Source organism: Runella sp. MFBS21 (assembly GCF_029433105.1).
Classification (GTDB): Bacteria; Bacteroidota; Bacteroidia; order Cytophagales; family Spirosomataceae; genus Runella.
Genome location: NZ_JARNTW010000001.1, coordinates 957,744 through 979,252 on the forward strand (window position 1 = coordinate 957,744; position 21,509 = coordinate 979,252).

At 42.4% G+C, this 21,509-nt stretch carries 16 protein-coding genes; 7 read left to right on the forward strand and 9 right to left on the reverse strand.

All coding sequences use genetic code 11. The features are described from left to right. The first annotated feature begins 125 nt into the window (after positions 1 to 125). From P1X15_RS03715 to rpmB, 4 genes are all read left to right on the forward strand, one after another. On the forward strand, positions 126 to 3,755 hold the full coding sequence (locus P1X15_RS03715; RefSeq protein WP_277336785.1) for a PKD domain-containing protein: 3,630 nt from the start codon (positions 126 to 128) through the stop codon (positions 3,753 to 3,755). Positions 3,756 to 3,851: 96 nt separating this feature from the next. Then, complete coding sequence (gene ruvB / locus P1X15_RS03720; protein WP_277336786.1) at positions 3,852 to 4,886, forward strand: Holliday junction branch migration DNA helicase RuvB; 1,035 nt, start codon at positions 3,852 to 3,854, stop codon at positions 4,884 to 4,886. A 114-nt stretch (positions 4,887 to 5,000) separates the two neighbouring features. Beyond that, a complete protein-coding gene (locus P1X15_RS03725) occupies positions 5,001 to 5,378 on the forward strand; it encodes a LytTR family DNA-binding domain-containing protein (RefSeq protein ID WP_277336787.1) in 378 nt (125 codons plus the stop codon). Positions 5,379 to 5,551: 173 nt separating this feature from the next. Beyond that, positions 5,552 to 5,776 carry a 50S ribosomal protein L28 gene (gene rpmB, locus P1X15_RS03730; RefSeq protein WP_028667203.1) on the forward strand — a complete coding sequence of 75 codons (225 nt, stop codon included), beginning with the start codon at positions 5,552 to 5,554 and terminating at the stop codon, positions 5,774 to 5,776. 71 nt (positions 5,777 to 5,847) lie between these two features. Here rpmB and P1X15_RS03735 read toward each other — a convergent pair whose 3' ends face one another. From P1X15_RS03735 to P1X15_RS03745, 3 genes are read right to left on the reverse strand one after another with little or no spacing between them, the layout of a single operon-like run. Next, entirely contained in the window at positions 5,848 to 7,296 is a 1,449-nt protein-coding gene (locus tag P1X15_RS03735; RefSeq protein WP_277336788.1) for a cellulose synthase family protein, read from the reverse strand. Positions 7,297 to 7,329: 33 nt separating this feature from the next. After that, the gene (locus P1X15_RS03740) at positions 7,330 to 7,779 is read right to left on the reverse strand and encodes a PaaI family thioesterase (RefSeq protein ID WP_277336789.1); all 450 of its coding nucleotides are present in this window, start codon (positions 7,777 to 7,779) and stop codon (positions 7,330 to 7,332) included. 42 nt (positions 7,780 to 7,821) lie between these two features. Beyond that, the gene (locus P1X15_RS03745) at positions 7,822 to 9,051 is read right to left on the reverse strand and encodes a glycosyltransferase family 4 protein (protein WP_277336790.1); all 1,230 of its coding nucleotides are present in this window, start codon (positions 9,049 to 9,051) and stop codon (positions 7,822 to 7,824) included. 92 nt (positions 9,052 to 9,143) lie between these two features. Here P1X15_RS03745 and P1X15_RS03750 point away from each other — a divergent pair, with 92 nt between their 5' ends. Together P1X15_RS03750 and P1X15_RS03755 are read left to right on the forward strand one after the other, a co-directional pair. Next, positions 9,144 to 10,337 carry an FAD-binding oxidoreductase gene (locus P1X15_RS03750; protein ID WP_277336791.1) on the forward strand — a complete coding sequence of 398 codons (1,194 nt, stop codon included), beginning with the start codon at positions 9,144 to 9,146 and terminating at the stop codon, positions 10,335 to 10,337. A 7-nt stretch (positions 10,338 to 10,344) separates the two neighbouring features. Beyond that, on the forward strand, positions 10,345 to 10,818 hold the full coding sequence (locus P1X15_RS03755; protein ID WP_277336792.1) for a nucleoside deaminase: 474 nt from the start codon (positions 10,345 to 10,347) through the stop codon (positions 10,816 to 10,818). Between the two features lie 4 nt (positions 10,819 to 10,822). On the opposite strand, the gene P1X15_RS03760 is transcribed toward P1X15_RS03755, so the two are convergent. The 3 genes from P1X15_RS03760 to P1X15_RS03770 are packed head-to-tail and all read right to left on the reverse strand — an operon-like array spanning position 10,823 to position 13,521. Continuing rightward, the gene (locus P1X15_RS03760; protein WP_277336793.1) at positions 10,823 to 11,452 is read right to left on the reverse strand and encodes an LON peptidase substrate-binding domain-containing protein; all 630 of its coding nucleotides are present in this window, start codon (positions 11,450 to 11,452) and stop codon (positions 10,823 to 10,825) included. A gap of 24 nt (positions 11,453 to 11,476) precedes the next feature. Beyond that, a complete protein-coding gene (locus P1X15_RS03765; RefSeq protein WP_277336794.1) occupies positions 11,477 to 11,980 on the reverse strand; it encodes a gliding motility lipoprotein GldH in 504 nt (167 codons plus the stop codon). Between the two features lie 17 nt (positions 11,981 to 11,997). Continuing rightward, a complete protein-coding gene (locus tag P1X15_RS03770; protein ID WP_277336795.1) occupies positions 11,998 to 13,521 on the reverse strand; it encodes a lipopolysaccharide biosynthesis protein in 1,524 nt (507 codons plus the stop codon). A 169-nt stretch (positions 13,522 to 13,690) separates the two neighbouring features. Here P1X15_RS03770 and cysM point away from each other — a divergent pair, with 169 nt between their 5' ends. Then, positions 13,691 to 14,563, forward strand: coding sequence for a cysteine synthase CysM (gene cysM / locus P1X15_RS03775; protein WP_277336796.1), 873 nt, complete (start codon positions 13,691 to 13,693; stop codon positions 14,561 to 14,563). Positions 14,564 to 14,589: 26 nt separating this feature from the next. Here the strand turns inward: cysM and P1X15_RS03780 are convergent, their stop codons facing one another. The 3 genes from P1X15_RS03780 to lpxA all read right to left on the reverse strand — a co-directional run bounded on the left by P1X15_RS03780 (position 14,590) and on the right by lpxA (position 21,456). Then, complete coding sequence (locus P1X15_RS03780; RefSeq protein WP_277336797.1) at positions 14,590 to 17,682, reverse strand: putative Ig domain-containing protein; 3,093 nt, start codon at positions 17,680 to 17,682, stop codon at positions 14,590 to 14,592. 2 nt (positions 17,683 to 17,684) lie between these two features. Next, positions 17,685 to 20,228, reverse strand: a complete 2,544-nt coding sequence (locus P1X15_RS03785) for a beta-galactosidase (protein ID WP_277336798.1) — start codon at positions 20,226 to 20,228, stop codon at positions 17,685 to 17,687. A 424-nt stretch (positions 20,229 to 20,652) separates the two neighbouring features. Continuing rightward, on the reverse strand, positions 20,653 to 21,456 hold the full coding sequence (lpxA, locus tag P1X15_RS03790) for an acyl-ACP--UDP-N-acetylglucosamine O-acyltransferase (protein WP_277336799.1): 804 nt from the start codon (positions 21,454 to 21,456) through the stop codon (positions 20,653 to 20,655). Positions 21,457 to 21,509: the final 53 nt, after the last annotated feature.

The window sequence follows — 21,509 nt, forward strand, 5'->3', positions numbered from 1 at the left end:
GACCTGCTTTTGAGAGAAAATTTCTATAAATGCAGCACTATGATGAAAAACTGCGTAAACAACTGTACCAGAAAGTAGGTTGAGAATAGGCACGAGATTTGTGATAGAGGAGTCAAATGAAACCCATGAGAAAAACGCTGCAAATATTTCTTTGGATACTCGGAAGTAGCATACTTTTGATGCTTACATCGGGAGAAGCAAATGCACAAACTCCCACCTTTAGTATACAAGGTAAAAAATGTATTCCCGATGTAGAATGTAAAAGTGATTCACTGACTTTCACCGATTCACTTACTACTTCTACTGCATGGACTTGGGATTTTGGAGATGGTAGCGGAGTTATTACTTCTACCAATCCAAGTATAAAACACGTATTTCAAGTGCCAGGCCCTAAGCTTGTTACCCTTACAAGAGTGGTGAATGGAGTTCAGCAAATAGTTACTGAAACCATCAACATTGGTGTCCCTCCGCCTCAGTTTCAGAATTGGCGGCGCGATACCATGATTTGTAAGGAAGACTTAGGGAAACTGATTTTGAATCCCTATCCTTCGGGCGGGCCAGCGGGAGCCAAATATATGTGGTTTCCAAAGGGTGATACCACCCAGACTTTACGGGTAGATAGCTCGGGTTGCTACTCGGTAGAAGTTACCAACGAAGAAGGCTGCTCTTATGAAGACCGCATCAATGTGAAAGTTTGTTTGGAACAAACCAGCCAAGAAGGCGCAAAATGGTTTTTTGGAAACAATGCCGGCCTAGATTTTTCGGGCGGCAATCCCGCTCCAATCGACAATGGTCAGCTTAACACTCCCGAAGGCTCATCATCAATTGCCAACTCCAAAGGGCAGCTTTTGTTTTATACCGATGGCGTAAGGGTATATGATAAAAACGGCGCTCTCATGCCTTCCAAGGATACGACTTTGCTGGGAGGAAGCCCTAACTCTACCCAATCGGCTTTGATAGTGCCTCAGCCCACATGCCGTGGATGCGAATATCTCTATTATATCTTTACTACTTCCGAAATCAACGGGCAGAAGCAATTTAGCTATAGTGTTGTGGATATGCGTCGCAACGGCGGAAAAGGAGAAGTGGTAGAGAAAAACATACCTTTGGGTAATAACACTACCGAGCGGGTGGCATCGGTTCGTAATGACCGCGATTCTACTTATTGGATTGTAACGCATGATTATAAAAGCAATACTTTTAGAATCTATCATGCTACTAAAGCGGGAATTGAAGCACAGCCCCCTGTAAATCTAGGCGCGGTACAAGATACCACTCACAAAGCCGAAGGCTACATGAAGTTTTCGCCGGCTGATAGCACGGGTATGCGTCGTTTGGCCGTAGTAGTGCCGGGACCCCCGCGCAATTTGGTGGAGATATATGATTTCAATGATTCGACAGGGACGCTTTCTGGCCCCAAAACCTTTGACTTAGGACCTGCTCCTCCCAAAGCCTACGGGGTGGAGTTTTCTCCTGATGGCACCAAGATGTATGTATCTTTACAAAAGAGCGAAAGCGATACTACCCTTTCCAAACTCTGGCAGTTTGATTTAAGTTTGGAAGATTCTACGCTTATTGCCGATTCTAAAATACTGATAGATAGCTCGGCCACGGAAGTGTACGGGGCTTTACAAATAGGCTCTGATGGCCGTATATATTTAGCCAAAAAAGGCAGTCAATATTTGGGCGTTATCAATGTACCCGATGAAGATTCGCAACAAGAAGTTCGTTTTGTAAGTAATGGTATTTTTTTAGGTGGAAAAACAAGTCAGTTGGGTTTACCAAACTTTGTACAAAATTTTACCGAGCCTTCTTCGGGACCTGGGTTTGAATATTCGGACACATGCTCCAATCAGGCTACCAACTTTCAAGCTTCCCCTCTCTGTGACCCCATCAAAGATACCTACACATGGAATTTTGGAGATGGCTCGGCGCCTACGACAGGTCAGCAGCAGCAAGTACAGCATACCTATCAGCAACCTGGAACCTATACGGTCAGCCTGACTCTCCGAAATCGTTGCAAAGACACTACTATCACCCAGCGTGTTACTATTATCCGTACGCCCGACCCCATCAATCTTCGTTCGCCCATAGATACCTGCGTCAATAGGCTCGTGGTAGATGTGGGAGTAGAAGCAGAACAATATTTATGGCTAAGAAATGGAGCACCTTTTGCCCGAACCCGAACGGTAACCTTAGAACCAAACGGAGGCTCAGGGCGCTATGATGCTTATGCTATTAATGGCGCTGAAGGGCAATGCTACTCTCAAGGCCGGATGCAAGTCACCATGAGAAGACCTCCAGCCTATTCGTTAGGTCCTGATACGAGCCTTTGTGTAGGAGGTGGAAATGTAGTACTCAATGCCAAACCTACGCCTACCAACTGGAATAAGTTTCAATGGAGCACAGGGGAGACTACTCAGCTAATTACAGTAACTCAACCTGGCACTTATTCAGTGCAGGTAACTATCAATACCGGAACGCCCCAAGCCTGCGTCAATGAAGATACCATACAAGTGAGAGCGCTGCCCAAGGCTCGTTTGCAAGCTACGTTGACTCCACCCACGGGTTGTACTACTCAAGACGGGGCTATTTTGATCGGAACAGTTACGCCTTCGGGCAATTATACTTACGAATGGTTTGGTGCTAATGACGCTCCTATCATGGGTAGTGGGAGCACACTTGCCAATTTGAGGGAAGGCCCCTACAAAGTCCGATTGCGAGGAAATCCCGCCGTGTGTGCTACTGATTCTTCTTTCAACTTGCGGGCAGTGCGCAACTTGCGGCTAGCGCCCACGATTGTGGATGCACGATGTACCTTGCCCAACGCGGGAGCTATCAATCTCAATACAATTGCAGGTACGCCTACAACTTATGTGTGGACAAACGCGCTCGGCGCGACTGTTGGAAGTAATGCCCAATTATTGAATAATTTATTGCCTGGCAAATACAACGTAAAAGTTACCGACGTGGGTGGGTGCGATACTACGATTAGAGACATTACGGTCGGAATTATCCCCGAAAAATTCCTGAGTTTAGGCCCCGACCGCATCAAATGTATCGGAGATACGGCCTTACTGATTCCGAGCTTGCCATTGATTCCGGGCAACCGCTACCAATGGAGCACCGGCGACACTACTTCACGAATTAGCGTCAATCGAGCAGGCACTTATCGTCTTACGGTTACAAATGCCATAACTGGCTGTACGGATAGCGACGAGTTTGGGTTTTCGTTGGCTCCGCGTCCTACCTATGAACTCAATCGAGAAGCCGCTCTGTGCGATATTGATGGTACGAGTGCTACGATTATCATTCGGCCTACTTCGCCCAATCTTACGTTTCGCTGGTTTCCACCCATTGATGGTACCTCTACCCGTGTTACGGTCGATACAGTGGGGCTTTATCGAGTGCGTATCATTAGCCCGCAGGGATGTGAGTTGATAGATACCGTAAGAGTTGTAGTGAGATGCGAGCCAAGGGTGTATGTGCCCGATGCTTTTTCTCCCAATGGTGACGGTAAAAACGACCTTTTGGATGTATATGGGGATCATCTTACAGACTTTGATTTGAAGATATTTAATCGCTGGGGCGAAGTCATTTATCATACTACCGACATCAATCAAAAATGGGACGGTACTTATCGAGGAACTACTTACCCCCCAATGAGTTATCCGTATGTAGTATCATTCAAGTCGAAATATTTCCCTGATAGGCCCCGCACATCGCAGCGGGGAGCCGTGCTGCTGATTCGATGATTTTTAGTATCTTTGGCTATTGAATGTGGAGTTCAAATAAGGAAAATCATAGGTTGTAGAAAATAATACTTCCTCATTCATTAGCCAATTTCTCCAATGCGCCAAGACTATTTAACTGGAAACAAAGACCCGCTTACGCCCGTCGAAAAAGAGATAGAAAAGGCCCTTCGGCCTCTTTCTTTTGACGATTTTGCAGGGCAAGACAAAATCCTTGAAAATATAAAAGTATTTGTACTTGCCGCCAAACAACGCGGCGAGGCACTAGACCACGTGCTTTTGCACGGGCCTCCGGGTCTTGGAAAAACCACGCTTTCCAACATCATCGCCAATGAGTTGGGGGCTTCTCTTAAGACGAGTTCGGGACCTATTTTGGATAAACCGAGTGACTTGGCGGGATTGTTGACCAATCTTCAACCCAACGACGTCTTGTTTATCGATGAAATTCACCGTCTCAATCCCGTGGTGGAAGAATACCTTTATTCGGCCATGGAAGATTATAAAATTGATATTATGCTCGACTCGGGGCCAAATGCCCGCAGTATTCAAATTAGCCTCAATCCTTTTACCTTGGTAGGCGCTACTACTCGTGCGGGGTTGTTGACTTCGCCTTTAAGAGCTCGTTTTGGAATTAATTGTCGCTTAGAATACTACAATGCCGAATTGTTGGCTTCCATTGTAAAACGTTCTGCCCAAATCTTAGGCGCTCCTATCGATGATGAAGGTGCTTTCGAAATCGCACGGCGTAGTCGTGGTACCCCTCGTATTGCCAACAATCTCCTGCGCCGAACCCGCGACTTTGCCCAAGTGAAAGGCAGAGGACGCATCACGGTCGAAATCGCCGAAATTGCTCTTAAAGCGCTTGATGTAGACCAAAACGGCCTCGACGACATGGACAACCGAATCTTATCAACCATCATTGAGAAATTCAAAGGTGGCCCTGTTGGGCTTTCGACCATTGCGACGGCTTGTGGCGAAGAAGCCGAAACCATTGAAGAAGTATATGAACCATTTTTGATTCAAGAAGGATTTTTGAAACGTACTTCTCGGGGTCGCGAAGCTACCGAAAAAGCCTATCGTCATTTGGGTATTCTTCCAAGACATCGCACGGGCGATTTGTTCTCTGGAGGATAGAAAATGTACGCTTCAGCTATCAAAATTTGCACTTCGGTTTGAATGGGTATACTTAGTGACGAAAATATATCCCATTTTTGTGCAGTAATTATTAATTAACGTTTTAATACAGCCATGAACAATATCAAATCTTTACTCCCCGTAGCGGGAGAGCGCTCGCATTTGGAGCTAATCCACCCCACGCGTTCCGTTTTTATCCACACTAGCGAAGTAGTTTTCATTCAAGCCGATGTCAACTATGTTCGGATTTTTACAAAAAGCGGCAAACAATATGTGCAGGCCAAAACCTTGAAAAGTTATGAAGCTCTTCTTAAAAAGACACCTTTCATAAGAACTCATAAATCATACTTGGTCAACTTCGAGTACTTTGCTGATTATACAATTACAGAAGAAGGTACTTTTGTACATTTGGTAAATGGGAAAAAATTGCCGGTATCCAAGCGTCGTCGTCAATTTGTCAAAAAGTCGCTTGAATATCGGCAAATTGCCTAAACAACAATTATTTTAGAGTCAATGTTGTACGGAGCTTTTAGCGAAAGAAATGGAGATTTACTCCTCCTAAAGCTCCGTTTTACTTTTAAATAAGTGAGGTTTTTTTGATAAAGATTTGGCAAATTTTAGAAAAATTACGACCTTTGCGCCTCATTCTGAAAAAATCAATCGTCATGGCAAGAGTTTGTGAAATTACAGGCAAAAGAACTCGAGTAGGTAATAACGTATCGCACGCTAACAATAAAACTAAGCGTAAGTTCTATCCAAACTTGCAGACAAAGAAGTTTTTTGTACCTTCTTTGAACGAGTGGGTTGAAATCAAATTGGCTACTTCTGCGCTTCGCACTATCAATAAAAAAGGTATTGAAGCAGTATTGAAAGAAGCCGGTGCGTTGTAAGCCGACGATATAAAATCTTTTGCAAAAGACATTGACCCCGCTGCAGCGGGGTTTTTTGTTGTTGTATATACCTAAACGAGAGAGTGTTTAATAGAATAAAAGCTGACAAAGCCGAAGCCGATGGCAAGCATCGCGTACATCACAATCAGCTGAGGTGCAGCCCAGTATAATCCTAATACTACACCCCCTATAAAATACAAACAAAGAAGCAACTCAAGGATTGTAAGGAGATTAAAGCTTGTTAGTAAGTATTTTTTCTGGGTCCAGTTATCTTGTTTTTCCACAATACCCCATTTGGGAGTCCGAATGAAGGGCGTTTTTCTACCTAAATAACCTTCTACCACAGCAATCGCATTGTGTAATGACAAACCCATGACTACTGCCAAAAATAGAGGTAATTGCCACAGCAATTGCCAGAAAGTCTTGTGGGAGTAATGAGCGGTAGCATAAAAACCTACCAATACGATAATACTCAATTGAAAAAGCCTTAGAATTCCCAATAAAGTGTGATATTCATGACTGTGTGTAGTAATAAATAAAAGGGGCAAACTCAACACAGACATCAGTAATACCGCTACAAAAACGCCGCTATTGAGCAAATGAAACGTAGCGAATATCTTGGTAGAGACACTGAGTGTTTTATTTTGCCATACTGCGGAGAGGTTTTTGCGGGCGCATTCGGCAGCTCCTTTCATCCAGCGGTATTGCTGTGATTTGAAGGCAGGCATGGTGGCGGGTAATTCGGCAGGAGTAATGATATTTTCTAAATACACAAATTCCCATCCGCGCAGTTGGGCTCGATAACTCAAGTCTAAGTCTTCGGTAAGGGTATCTGCCGACCACCCTCCGGCATCTATGATGCAGTCTTTGCGCCAAATACCCGCCGTACCATTGAAATTAATGAAATGCCCTCCTGCATTGCGCCCGCCTTGCTCTACAGTAAAGTGGCCATCAAGTCCAAAGGCTTGCAGCAGGGTGAGGAGAGAATAAGATTGGTTGAGGTGGCCCCAGCGGGTTTGAACAACACCTACATTGGGTGTTTGAAAATAAAGCAACGTCTGCGTCAAAAAATCCGGCCTTGGGACAAAATCAGCATCAAAAATAGCTATCAAATTTCCTTTGGCTTCTTGGAGGCCATAGGCCAAAGCCCCTGCTTTGAAACCGGTACGTAGGCTACGGCGAATATACTTTATATCAAAACTTTCGGACTGATATTGTGCTACTAGTTTCTCTAAAAGAAAGTGTGTTTCGTCGGTAGAGTCGTCTAAAACTTGAATTTCTAGACAGTTTTTAGGGTAATTGAGTGTTGTTATGGCCTTAAGAAGTCGCTCTACTACATAGCGTTCGTTATAAATAGGTAATTGAATAGTGACCAAAGGCAGAGTAGACAATGAGGCAGTAGAGGTAGCCCGAGGCTTAGGTTTGTACCAGTAATTCCATAGTAAACTCAATTGCGCACAACTGTACGAAAATAATACAAAACTTGCGATTACATATAATAGGATAACAACGACCTCCATAAATCTACACGTCCTGTGGGGTACTAAAGAGTTTTAAAAGGGCAACTTTACACCTGTCTGAATCATGTTGGTGCTACATTTGGCGATTATTTTTCCTTCAGTATTGGTAATGCGAGCTTCACAATGAATTACGTTTTTGCCGGCTCTAATGACATACGCATGAGCGATGAGTACTTCTCCTAAGCGAGCGGCATTTAAAAAATCACAATTGAGGTTGACGGTGGTATAGGCATATTCACGTCCTAAGCCAAAGACCATCATTCCTACGAGGTCGTCCATAATCGCGGCGGCTGCTCCCCCGTGAAGCGTACCTAAAGGGTTGGTCATATCTTTTCGGATCGTGATTTCGACGGTCATAGAGCCATGCTGTACTTCTATGAGTTTCCCGTTCAGCCATTGGCCTAGAGGTGAGGGACTTTGTGTAATGTTATTACCGATTTGTGAACGAAAAAAATCTAAACGTGGATTAGTGTCTGAATTCATAGGCTTATTGATTTTCAGTAAATTGGGGCGCAAATATAGCTATTAGACCTGAGATAAATAGCTCAAATATTTTTTGGCTAATACTTCTCTATCAAAATTTTCTTTGGCATATCGGTAGCCATTTTTTCCGTGTGTTATTACTGTTTCTGGATGTGATAAGTAAAATCTTATTTTCTCCGCAAAATCAACAGGATTTTCAGGCTCTACATAAATGCCTGCTTGAGCTTCTTCTACCAACTGCCGAGATACCCCATCAATAGCCATCAAAATAGGTTTTTGACACGACATATAATCGAAAGTTTTGTTGGAATAAACGGTCTTAAAAGTATCTACTTTCTTGAGGACCGATGCCCCCACATCCGACGCTAATATATATTTGAAGACGTCGCGTTTGGGTACCGAATCAATAAATCTTACGTTGGTAATATTCCGTTTTTGAGCTTCGACTTTAAGCTCCTTTTTTTGCATACCATCACCAATCAGCAAAAACAACACAGGCGTATCGCGCAGAAGCTCGGCAGTTTCTAAGACTTGAATGAGGTGATTGGCGATGCCGTGAGCGCCCACATACGTAACTACAAAATGATTTTCTAAGTGGTGTAACTTTCGGAAAGATGTTATATCAAAAGTTTGTAGTAATTCTTCAGAAAGTGAAAAATCAGCTGCATTGGGGATAAAAAAGATTTTGTCGGCAGGTACCCCTTTATTTTGTATCAATTTCTCACGAAAAGCAGGCGTAAGTACATTGATAAATCGGGCTTTGTGGTAGATGAATTTTTCGAACCAATACGCAAATTTTATCAGAAAACCACTGGTTAAAACTCCTGTATCAATGGCTGATTCAGGCCATAAATCCCGAATTTCGAAAACAAAAGGAGTCCGTTTTAAAGCAGAAAGTACATAAGCCGTGATACCCACAAAAAGAGGGGGAGAAGTCACAACAATGACATCGTACTTGCCTTTGGTGTAATATAATCCCCCCCAAATACTCGAAAAAGTAAATGAAAAATAAGCCCATAGTCGTCCTAAAAAGCTTTTATTATATGATTCTGAAACGTGGCATCGAATTACTTTGACGCCGTCTCTGTTGGTTTCCTGATGAAAATACTTGTTTTGGTATTTGGCAGGGCGGTTCCCCATGTAGTGTACCATACCTGCTACAACCGTAATATCATGCCCTTCTTGCTGCCAAAACCGACTTATCTCATTCCAGCGCGACCCGCCGCCATCATTGTCTTCTAAAAAATACTGGTGAATTAGTAAAACTCTCATCGATGTCGTCAAAATACGTATGATTGTTTGTATGTTTGAGTAATCTTCAAAGTAAATGTAATTCTATAAGTCTAACAACTCCATTTATTGTTATGCCCTCACAACCTACTTTTGCACCACACTCATCTTCTACTTTGCGCTTGCCTCGACGAGGACCTTTATTAGATACTAAATCGCATATTGTGGTAGTAGGAGCAGGTGCTTTTGGGGGCTGGACTGCCTTATGGTTGCTAAGAGCAGGTTTTAAAGTCACGCTAGTCGATGCTTGGGGGCCGGGCAATTCGCGGGCAAGCTCAGGGGATGAAACGCGCGTCATTCGTTCTACTTATGGTGACAACGAGACTTATTTTGACCTCAATGTAAGAGCATTGGAATTGTGGCGTGAGCACCAGCATCGTTGGAACAAATCCTTGTTTTTTAACACGGGCGTATTATGGTTTTGTTATGAAGAGTCTCCCAGTATGATTGAGGCCACTGAGCCATTTATGGCTAAACACCAGTTGTCGTATCAATATATTTCGGTCAAAGAGGCGGCCAAGCTTTATCCTCATATTCATACCAAAGACTTGCATCATTTGGTTTTAGATCCTGAAGGAGGCTATCTCAAAGCCCGTGAAAGCTGTCAGGCTGTTCAAGAAGCACTGGTACGCGGAGGTGGTCAGTACAAAATGGCTTTGGTAAAGCCTGAGGCCATTGAAAAAGGACGACTGGAGGCAGTTATATTGTCGGATGGCTCCACCCTTGAAGCCGATGCTTTTGTGTTTGCATGTGGATCGTGGCTGGGACGACTTTTTCCGGAAGTATTAGGTGACATCATCACTTGTACTAAGCAAGAGGCCTATTATTTGGGGGTGCCAGCATCCCATACTTCTTTGTTTGATACCATGCCTGTATGGATAGATTTAGACGGGCAGGATTTTTATTATGGTATTCCGGGCAATGCCTATCGGGGGTTTAAAGTAGGAGTCGATAAAAGAGGAGAGCTATTTGACCCTACGCACGGCGAACGAATCTCCAATCCCGAAGTATTGGCTAAAGCGCGGGCTTTTATGGCGCATCGGTTTCCGGCCTTACAAAATGCCCCTTTGGTAGAGAGCAGGGTGTGCCCTTACGAAAATTCTCCTGATGGAAATTTTATCTTGGATACGCATCCTGAGGCCGACAATTGCTGGTTTTTGGGCGGAGGTTCAGGACATGGATATAAGCATGGCCCAGCACTCGGAGAGCTAGCCGCTGAAATTATCACGGGAAAACGAGACTTAGAGAATCTATTTAGAATACGATAAAAATAGCATGAACCAACACCACGAATTTATGCGCCAAGCTATTGAGGTAGCGCGGCAAGGAATGAAAAATGACATAGGAGGACCCTTTGGGGCAATAGTAGTAAGAGAAGGTGTGGTAGTGGCAAAAGGCTGCAATCAAGTTACTTCTACCAACGACCCCACCGCCCATGCCGAAGTAGTAGCAATCAGGGAAGCTTGCAAAAAACTCGGAAATTTCAAACTCGACAATTGTGTCATTTATACCTCTTGCGAGCCTTGCCCCATGTGCTTAGGAGCTATTTATTGGGCAGGGATTCAAAAAATCTACTATGCTTGTACTAAAGACGATGCCGCTGCGGCCAATTTTGATGATGCTTTTATTTATCAAGAACTTGATACGCCCAAGTCTAATCGAAAGCTTCCGCAAGAGTGTTGTTTGAGAGAGGAAGCACTCACAGTATTTGAGCAATGGCGTCAGAAGATAGACAGAATAGATTACTAGGCCCTCAAAAATTAAGAGGGTCAAGATTTTTGAAATGGCCATTCATTTGTATTCTAGCTTTGGTACGATCCATTTCTGACATAATCGGAATGACTTTATTGAGATGATGTAGCAAGAAGCGTTGACGTTCAGTTTCGGAGTTCATCGTCAGCAATTGGTATTCTTCTTCTTGAGAGAGGCCGACCTTGTGAGCCACTTGGTATGAAAAAGGATACTGAGTACTATCAAAATCAACTTTGGTTTGAAGGAGTTGGTAAAGGCGGTCGAGTTGGAGTAACAATTCCGAAATCACTCCCTCTGGACTATCTTGATCTTCAATAAATTGGATTTTTCCTCCTGAGTAGAGTTTGTGAGGAACGGGGTTTTGGACGGTTACGATTTTGAATATCCGTAAACCTTTGGTTTTGATGTCCATCCGCCCGTCGTCGTAGCGTTTGGCTAGACTCATTATTTTCATCTCCGTTCCATAGCCAGGGAGTTTGTTGTTGATAAAAGAAGGAATCCCAAAGGTCAGATTTTGGTCGATACATTCATTGATTAACTGACGATAGCGAGGTTCAAAAATATGTAAATTGAGGTTTTCGGTAGGGTAAGCTACCAAATTTAAGGGAAAAAAAGGTAAGAAACTTTCCATATCAATGATACAAATCTTGGCGACTCATTCGGCGTTTGCTACTACTTTCTCTACACTAATGCCCATACTCAAAATCTCAGGTAAAGGATCTTGACGCATGTATTGTCTTATCTTAAAGGTATATTTTCCTTTGTGTGGAAAATGAAAGTTTTTAAGAGCGATGATTTTGTGGTCAAACAAATCTCCTAATCCGTCTCCAAGCGGTTTTCCACTTTTTTCATCCATCAAAATCAATTCATTGAGTGCTTCGTTGACGATCTTCTTTTTTTCATTGATTAAAAACCGCTTGACGTATAAGTTATAATAAGGGTATCCAATGCTATTTCTGACTAAATAGTAAACATTATAGGCTTGAGTTGTATCGGTGATTTCGAAGGTAAATGTAGGTTCGTATTTGATAAACCATTGACCGTCTTTGATGTCGTCGTGGCTTTTATAGACGGCGTTTGTGTCGCAACCTTGTAGAATACACAAGCCCAAAATGGCAACTGCAAAACAAAAGTACTTCGCAAGTTTTACGAAATTCATAGGATTGAAAAGGTATATTACCCTAATATTTTGATTTTTTGACGAATTCTCAAAGGTATTGAATCCCGTTCAACAAGCAAAATTCCAATACCATACAACAAACATAACGTTAAATGATAAGGAACTGACACCCATAAGTTCGAAATTTTGAACAAAGAAGAAACATAAATCAGTAGCCCTGCGCTCACAATATATCCCAAACAAGAGGCTACATGGTAGGGAACAGGGTAGTATTTTTCGCCTAAGAAATAACAAACTGCACACATAACAAAGGTAGAGGCCAAAAACGACCAAGCACAGGCGATATACCCCATCTGAGGAATCAGTAAGATGTTGAGGGTGATAGTAACAAGCGCCCCAATTCCCGAAATCAAAATGCCAAAATTGGTTTTATCGGTTAGTTTAAACCAAAAAGCTAGGTTGTAGTAAACACCCATAAACAAATTGGCCAGCGAAAGTATAGGTACGACGATCAGTCCTTCGCGGTAAATTTGGTTACGCAAAAAGAGAAAACCAATGAAATCGTTGTTGAGGCTTACCATTACCCAAAGCCCCACGCATACAATTACAAACCATTTCATCACTAGGGCTAAGAGTTGAGGGGCGTTTTTGTCTTGGGCATTTGAGAAAAAGAAGGGGTCGGCGGCAAATTTGAAAGATTGTACGGCAAGCTGCATTAGCATCGAAAGCTTATAGCACTGCCCATATATACTCAAGGCATCTTCTGAACTGCGATTTGGATAAAATCCCTTTGGCAAAAGATGCTTCAAAAACATCCGGTCGGTCATAGTATTGATCATTCCAATCAAGCCCAAAATCATTACAGGAAAAGAATAATTCCACAGCTCAATGAAAAGCTGCTTATCAAACTGAAATTTAAAATCAATAAACAAATCTCTCAATAACCAAATAAAAAGAGCATTGGAAATAAGATTAGACAAAAAGATATACTCAACCGACCATTCGGGATTGTAAATCAGAGCTACTTCGTTGCTCAATTCCAATAAAAATAATCCTTCATAAATTCCTTTACAGATTACTAAAAAGAAAACATTGAGCAGAATGTTTACCAAAATATTGACAATCTTAACGTACACAAATCGCTTTGCTTTGCCCTCTAATCTCAGACGAGCAAAGGGGATGTTGACAATCGAATCAATAAACATAATCACTGACAACCATATGATGATATGGGCTTTGTCAGGATAATCTAAGGCTTGGGCGATGGCAGGAGCGCCTAAAGCCACCGAAAATGACAATACCCCCGACAGCACGATGACTGAAGTGAGGGTTTGGTCGTAATATTTGCGAAGTTCCCCTGTTTTGGACGCATAGCGAAAAAAGCCTGTTTCGAGACCAAAAGTATAGATAATATTCATGACCGCTACAAAGGCAAACAAATCGACCGTGGGGCTCAGCTCACTTGGTTTGCCAAAAATCCAAGTGTGTAATGGAACCAATAAATAGTTGATAAATCGCCCAACAATGCTGCTTAATCCATACAGGGCTGTTTCGCTAGCCAGTTTTTTAAGTACGCTCATTTTAGCCAATGGCAATTAAGTAAATTTCTTTGCAAACAAACTGCCAAAGATAGAGGGCTTTTGCGGCTCGTAAAAATTGATTTTTAAATTTTGCTCACAAAAAGGAACCTACAAACAAATGATTGTGGTTAGTTTTGAAACCCAAATTGATTAATCAACCCCTCCAAAGATGTCTACGCTTTTAGATTTTGTGGGAAATACCCCGCTTGTTGAGCTCAAAAAACTCAACCCCAATCCAAATGTAAAATTATTTGCCAAACTCGAAGGTCACAATCCTGGCGGTAGTGTGAAAGACCGTGCGGCTTATAGCATGATAAAGGGTGCAGTGGAACGGGGCGAAATCAAGCCGGGTACGAAATTAATCGAAGCTACAAGTGGCAATACTGGCATTGCATTGGCCATGATAGCCCGCTTGTATGGAATTGAAATTGAACTTACCATGCCCAAAAACTCAACCCGTGAGCGAGTACTGACGATGGAGGCATTTGGGGCAAAGGTAATCCTGACAGAGACCATAGAATCAGCGCGCGACTATGCAGATGCTAAGGTAGCGGAAGGTGGGTATTTGATGCTCAATCAATTTGCCAATCCCGACAATTATATGGCGCATTACCGTTCGACTGGCCCTGAGATATGGCGCGATACAGACGGCAAAGTGACGCATTTTGTATCGTCAATGGGAACTACTGGGACGATTATGGGGACCTCTATGTTTTTGAAAGAACAAAATCCTAATGTACAGATTGTGGGATGTCAGCCTACGGATGGGTCGAGTATCCCGGGGATTCGTAAATGGCCGCAAGAGTATTTGCCCAAAATTTTTGATGCTTCACGCGTAGATACTGTCATGGAGGTTTCACAAGCCGATGCCACTCATATGGCGAGAGAATTGGCCAAGGTAGAAGGAGTGTTTGCGGGTATGAGTAGTGGAGGCGCCGCACACGCGGCGATTCAACTAGCAGGCCAGTTGGATGAAGGCGTGATTGTCTTTATCGTTTGCGACCGTGGTGACCGTTATCTTTCTAGTGATTTGTTTGGGTAAGGGTTTTAGTTAAAAAAGTATTATCCCTACCGTTTGAGGACTTTAATAGACTTCATTTTCTTGTCTTTGTCATATACTCCTAAAACATACGTGCCGGAGGGAAGGCTTAGAGAATCTATGTTGATATAAGCGACATCGTCGACAATGGTGATAACACTGGGGCTCAACCTAATCACCTGACCAGATGTACTTACTAGTTGATATTGAAGATGTTGTGGATCTATTCCCGTAGGAAGCTTGATATTACATACACTTTCAAAAGGATTTGGGTAGACTTCCCACTCGGAGAGCGCTTGGCTGGCAGTGACAGTAAACCAAATTTGGGCGGAACTAACCTTGACAGAGTCATTGTAGGCGATAGCTTCCAGCAAATAACGCCCCGCAATGGGCATAAAGCCCGTTTCTTCGTCAAATAAAGCAAATGGAAAACGAGTGGCGGTAAAGTTTTTTTGATACGGTCCGCGTAGTAAAAAGTCTACTTTGGAAGCCGATGTTTCGCTATTTGCGTAAATGGTGATGCGCGGAGGGAGGGCGCTTTCGGCCAAGATATCATTATTATTTAAATTCCCTATTTTTACCCGTGTTCCCACCTTGCCTGCTTGTATGAGTTCAAATCCCAGTTTGGCTTGTTTTACTTCTATCTGAAACGTCGTATTGGTAGATGTTTCGTCATCATCTACGGCTCGTATCGTGACCGTAAAAAGCCCTGGAGTCGTAGCAATTCCAGAGAGCTCGTTGTTTTTGAAAGTAAGCCATGAGGGTAGATTAGGTGCTTCTATTCGGTCTACATACCCATTGGTATCATAAAAAAGAGAATCGGCTATTTTGTAATTAAATCGTTGGGTGATAAACAATTGAGCATTCGGAATCGAGTATCTCAAAATAGGAGGTGCATTGAGGGTTCCCGTCTCTGTGACCTTGATAATAAAGGTGGTTTGTACCGAATCTCCCACATTATCATAAGCTCTAATACCTACCCGATACTCTCCTAGCTGCGTAGGAGTACCTCTTAAGGTAGTGGTCGGAGCGTCAAAAGTAAGCCAGGAAGGGAGATTTACTGCCTTGATTTGGGTGATTTGCCCGTCAGGGTCAGCAAACATAGAGATAGGGATTTTGAAGCGAAAAGCTCTATTAATAGCAATGTCCTTTACTGGAAGTGGTTGTTTTACAATGGGTAGTTGATTAAGAACTTTGACCTTAAATGAAGTTTCGACAAAGGTGCTATCGTCATCATATCCCCTCAATGTAACCGTAAAAGTACCTTGTTCGCGCGGATAAGCCGAAAAATCTTTGGGGGTAAAAGTCATCCATGGGCGAAGTCCAAAAGTTTGGATTCGGGCGATGGTTCCGTCAGGGTCATCAAAAATATCTCCATGAAATTGATAATAAATCAGTTGTTCGAGCTGCGACTCAAAATCGGGAATTGTATTTTTTACAATGGGTTTTTGGTTAACGTTTACAATCGAAAGCTTAAAAGTCGTTTCTACACTTGCACCTTCATCGTCGGTAGCCTTAAGTTTGATTTGGTATTCACCTAATTGCTCGGGAGAAGTACCCGAAAATACGCCATTAGAAAAGGCAAGCCACTGTGGTTTTTCGACTACCTCGATTCTGACAATTTCGCCGTCTGGATCCGAAAATACTTCTTTAGGTAAGGTATAGTTGAAATTTCTCTTGGGTTTGGTAGCTCGATTGCCGATAGGTTGTGATACGATAGGGGGGATATTGACCGCTAAGGGACGCCAATATTCCTCACTTAAGATATCTTCGGTCAAAGGGATGTTGATAGGAGAGGCATTTTGTGCATATTGTTCCTGCCATTTTTTCTGGTTGTTGGTCAACGAAAAATCTAAGGCCTCGGTGAGTGTGTAAGGAATGTCGCGAGAAGTCTGAATAGAATTGAGAGGGGCATTAAGCCATTTCTGAGATATGTTTCTCAATAGCTGCATTGACGCAGGCTCTACGGTTCCTACTACAAAAGTCACTACTTTACAGCCGTGCTCAAAGCATTCGTCAAATTGACGGATTAAGCGATCCGTAGGAGTTTGAGAATAGTAAAACACTTCGTTTAGAATCCACTTATTGGTAGAGTTTGAACGCATTACGTCCGCAATCCAGCGGTGATTATAGTAGGGGTCATTATGTACTTTGTTGCCGTCGGCGAGTTGGCCTAAATCTTTGAAGCCATAGGATACGAGCATGGCCGAAAAATCGTCGGTGACTGTCCCAAACTCATTGACGATTTTGTAACTATTATTGACCTCTTTGACTTTTCCGATAGTTGTATTGATAAAAGTTTTAAGTTGAGAATGTAAAAAAATATACCAATCTTTTCCAGATTTTTGGCGAAAAGCAGGCAGAGGATTATAAGCTGTATTGGGAGGCAATAGCGCCTGAAACGACGTAAATTTGGTTTTACAATGATAGTTTAGCTTATTTATGGTTTTGTAACGAGCTTGCGCCCATTGGCGATATGCTAAGATAGAAGAAGTAGAATAATCATAACATGCCAGATAGGCTTTATCGTTGCCAAATTGATTTTCGTGCGAAAAACCTAATTCTTGGGTTGGCAAATTCCCAAACGAAATATATAAAATCTTGCCTTGTTGTTGGTAAGTATTATAGCGTTGACATACTTCTTGGATAAAACGTTGGGCTTTTTCTACTGTAGGTTGATGTGCAAAACTAAAGCAAGTACGGCTATAAACTCCATTGAGAGGTCTACCTAAGTCATCTTTCATGGTTTCATCGGCAGTCCAAAAACCGTCTAATCGGTAACTAAGCCGATTTACCATGATTCGTAAGGCGATTTTAGCGTTAGTTTTAGCGATATATTCTATTTGACGGTCGTATTGTCGCCAATCTCCCGCAGAAGTTGCGGTTTTATAAACTTCATCCCATTGAATAGTAAGGGCTACTAGGTTACATCCGTTTTGAATAGAAGCTTCAATGATGTCAAGACCTGCTTCGGGGCTAGGATCCAAGTTGAGCAATTGGAGACCAACGTACCGTTGTGGGTCACTATTTTGGGCAACAGCATTAGGAGTAAATATACTGGCTCCCCACAAAAGGATTAGGATATAGAAATTGAGAGGGTATATAAAGCTTTTGCGAGTCATATTTATTGTTTTATCACTTTGAAGGTTCGCCAAGTGGCATCTTCATTTTGCAATTTTAAAAGATACATGCCTGGTGCGAGCTTTAGTTGACGTACATTAATCGAAATCAAACCTTCGGTTCTAAAAATAGCTCTTTCAGGTAATACTATCTCTGCTCCTAGCAAACTGATAAGCCTAATGGGGGTGGAGGCTTTGCCTAGTGGTAATTTAATATTGATAAAGTCTAGCGCAGGATTGGGATATACAGCCCAGTCATCAATTTCGGTTGGAAGTCGAGTGGTAGGGTCAGTTGGTAATATTTCAAATTCGTAGATAGTAGATGCAATGAGGTCTTTCTTAAAATAAGCGGTACCCTTCAAAATATATTTGCCCGCAATCGCGGGCATGCCTAAGTCTCCTTCATAAAGTGAAAAAGGGGAGCGGTCTGTGGACACTGTGCGTGATTGACTTCCTGTAAGTTCTAATACGAAGGTGTCAAAGATAGCGTCGCATGAAGAATAAACATTGATATAAGGCGGTAGTTCATGTTCTAAAAGACGATCGTTTGGCCTTAATCTTTTTAGTAAAATGCGCTCGCCTGGGCGGCCTGCTTTGATTAAATCAAAGAAAACAGTGGGGTAGTTAATACTAATTTTGAGAGTTGTAGAAACCATGGCTTCTTCGTCATCATAGGCACGGAGCATCACTAAGTATACGCCCACGGTATCTGCTAATCCTCGGATTTCGCCGTTTCGGTATTGGGCCCATGTGGGTAGTCCTTCTACTTCAATCCTACTTATAAATCCATCACTATCGGTAAAAATACTATCCTTTATGGTGAAAATCAGCGGTTGCTTGTAGAGTCCAATTGCTTCAGGGTATGGCTTTTTAACAGTAGGAGGGCGATTGAGAACTCCTACTTCGTTGACTATGATAGTAAAAGGGGTTTCGATGCTAGCACCGTCGTCGTCGGTAGCTTTTAGTGTAAAACTGTAGGTCCCAAGCTGGTTAGGAATTCCCCTAAACACTCCCCCCTGAAAAGAAAGCCAATTGGGTAAATTAATGGCTTCGACGCTACTAATCAATCCATCCAAATCTCCAAATACTTCTGAGCTAAGTTTGTAAGAAAAAGAGCTATTTACTCTTATGGTTTTGGTTGGAAGGGCATTTTTGACAAAAGGGTGCCTATTGATAGAGCCTCTGAGAGAATCAGCGAGTAGGTCTTCTACCATCCGGATTTCGACGGGTTGACGATTAGACGCCGGACCTGCTTTGTTGCTCCATTCGCTGTACACTCCTCCACTAAAATAGCCAAACTCTAGCACCTGAGAAAGGTTATAAGTCATGAAGGACTTAGCTTGGGGTGGTGTAAAGGGAACCTGTAACCATTTAGGAACGGCTTTCTGAATGATAGGGCGCATTTGCTCTAAAATATTCCGAGTCCCAATCACAATACTAATCCAGCGTGCACCGTGGGCAAAATTCTCGTCAATCTGTTTGACAACTGGCTCTTGGCCTTGTCTAAAATCTGGAAAAACTTCGTTCAGAACCCATTGCCCTGGTAAGACATTGCTTCTCAATACATCAATTGAGAAACGGTGGTCATAGTGTACGTCATCGTTGATTTTGACGCCGTCGGTGGTAAGATTTAAATCCCGAAATGCCAAACTTCCACACACAGTGCTCAGTTGGTCAAAAACAGAACCAAAATCTGTAATAACCCGATACTGAGGATGTACCGATTTGATGGTTTGGGTAGTTTGTTCAATAAATTGCTTGAAAATAGCATGCCTAAAAACATACCAATCTTTGCCGGCGTCTCCCCAAAATATTTGGTCTCGATTTTTGAGAGAAGTAGGAGGAACAACCTCTTCAAAACTATTGTATTGAGTTTGCCAAGCTACATTCAAACGGGCGATTTTTTGATACTTCCTACTTGCCCAGATTTTAAACTCCTCTTTCATGGAAGGAGAATAATCAAACACCGTAGCGTAGGGACTACCGTCGGGATTGTTTTCATGATAATAGCCTGTCTCTTGGGTAGGAGTAGAGCATACGGAGACCCAAGATATTCTGCCTTGCTTTTGATGTTCGACATAGCGTTGGCATACTTCTTTGATAAATTCTCGGGCTTTTTCTACAGAAGGGCGATGGGCATAGGAGAAAAAAGTGCTTGCATAACCCGCCACTAAGGGTTTGCCTTGTTGGTCATGCTGTCTTTGGTCGGGAGTCCAAAAACCCTGAATCCGTCCCTCATTACGTCCTAAATAAATTCTTAAAGCAATCTTGACACCCAATTTTTGGGCTAGTGCAATCTGTGTATCGTACTTTTGCCAGTCGGGCTGCGACGAAATACTGGGATATACTTGATCCCAATGAATAGTAAGATGGACGGCGTTGCAGCCCGCTTTGACGGCATCTTCGAGTATGTCCAAATCGACATCATTTCTACGATCAAGATTAAGCAGCAAAACGGCTAAATACCGTTCATTGTCGTCAGCTCTAACAACTTTCGGCATTAACATTGCGCCGATACTTATCCACCAAAAGCACCACCAATATTTCATAAAACATTAAAATTAAAAAGGTTGAAACCTTGATTTAATTCTGCTGAATCAAACTCATCTTTTAAGATAAAGTTTGTAAGCATTAAAATGTTTAGGGGTGATATGGTATAAGTAAAAATAATTTATCATAAGGGTTTATAGTTTAGAATGGTGTTTTTGGAGGAAGTATTTAAAATGTTTTAAAGTGGGAAGTAGTTGAAAATGAAGCCATTGAATTTTTAAGATGTATAGATGCATTCAATTGGTTACAAAATTAAGTAGCTCTTATTGAAATGTTACAACTTTTGGTAATAAAAGAATAACGTTAGGAGATAGCTCTCCATTGTCTTATCTTATGGTTGTTTTGTATTCTACATAAAAAAATCCCCAACGACGCTGTCAAAGCCTCTGTTGGGGATTTTTGGATAAGAAAGCATGTGTATTTTTAATCGTCGCTAGCGTCAGAATGACTACTGTTAGGAGCCTTGATGATACCCCTTTCTGAATTACGAATAAAATTAACGATTTCGTCCCGTTCGATAGAAGAGGGTAACTCAATTTCAATCTGCTCTAAGGCTTCTGTATTGTTGAGGCCTCTTAAATAGATATAGCGGTAAACCTCCTGAATTTCATTGATTTGTTGATTGCTATATCCTCTTCTTCTTAGACCTATGGAGTTGACACCAGCGTATGAAAGGGGCTCACGGGCTGCCTTGGTGAAAGGTGGTACATCTTTTCTTACCAAAGAAGCCCCAGATACCATAGCATGAGCACCGATTTTGCTGAATTGGTGAATCAAACTTGCCGCACTTACGATAGCCCAATCACCAATATGAACATGCCCTGCGAGCTGAACTGTATTTCCGATAATGCAATTGTTGCCAATACGGCAGTCGTGAGCCACGTGGGCATATGCCATGATGAGGCAGTTGGCGCCTATTTCGGTTTTCCAATACTCTTCAGTTCCTCGGCTGATGGTCACATATTCTCGGATAGTTGTATTATCACCAATATAGGTGAGGGTATATTCTCCTTTAAATTTGAGATCTTGAGGAATCGAAGAAATGACGGCACCTGAAAAAATCTTACAATTTTTCCCGATTCGGGAGCCTTCATTGATAACGGCATGCGAGCCTATCCAGCTACCTTCACCGATTTCGACGTCTTTGTGGATAATCGCAAAGGGTTCAATGACTACATTATGAGCGATTTTTGCCTCAGGATGTATGTATGCAAGTGGTTGAATCATTCTTTGGATCAGTAATTCATAAGATTGAGTTTATAGCATTAGTTTTACTATAA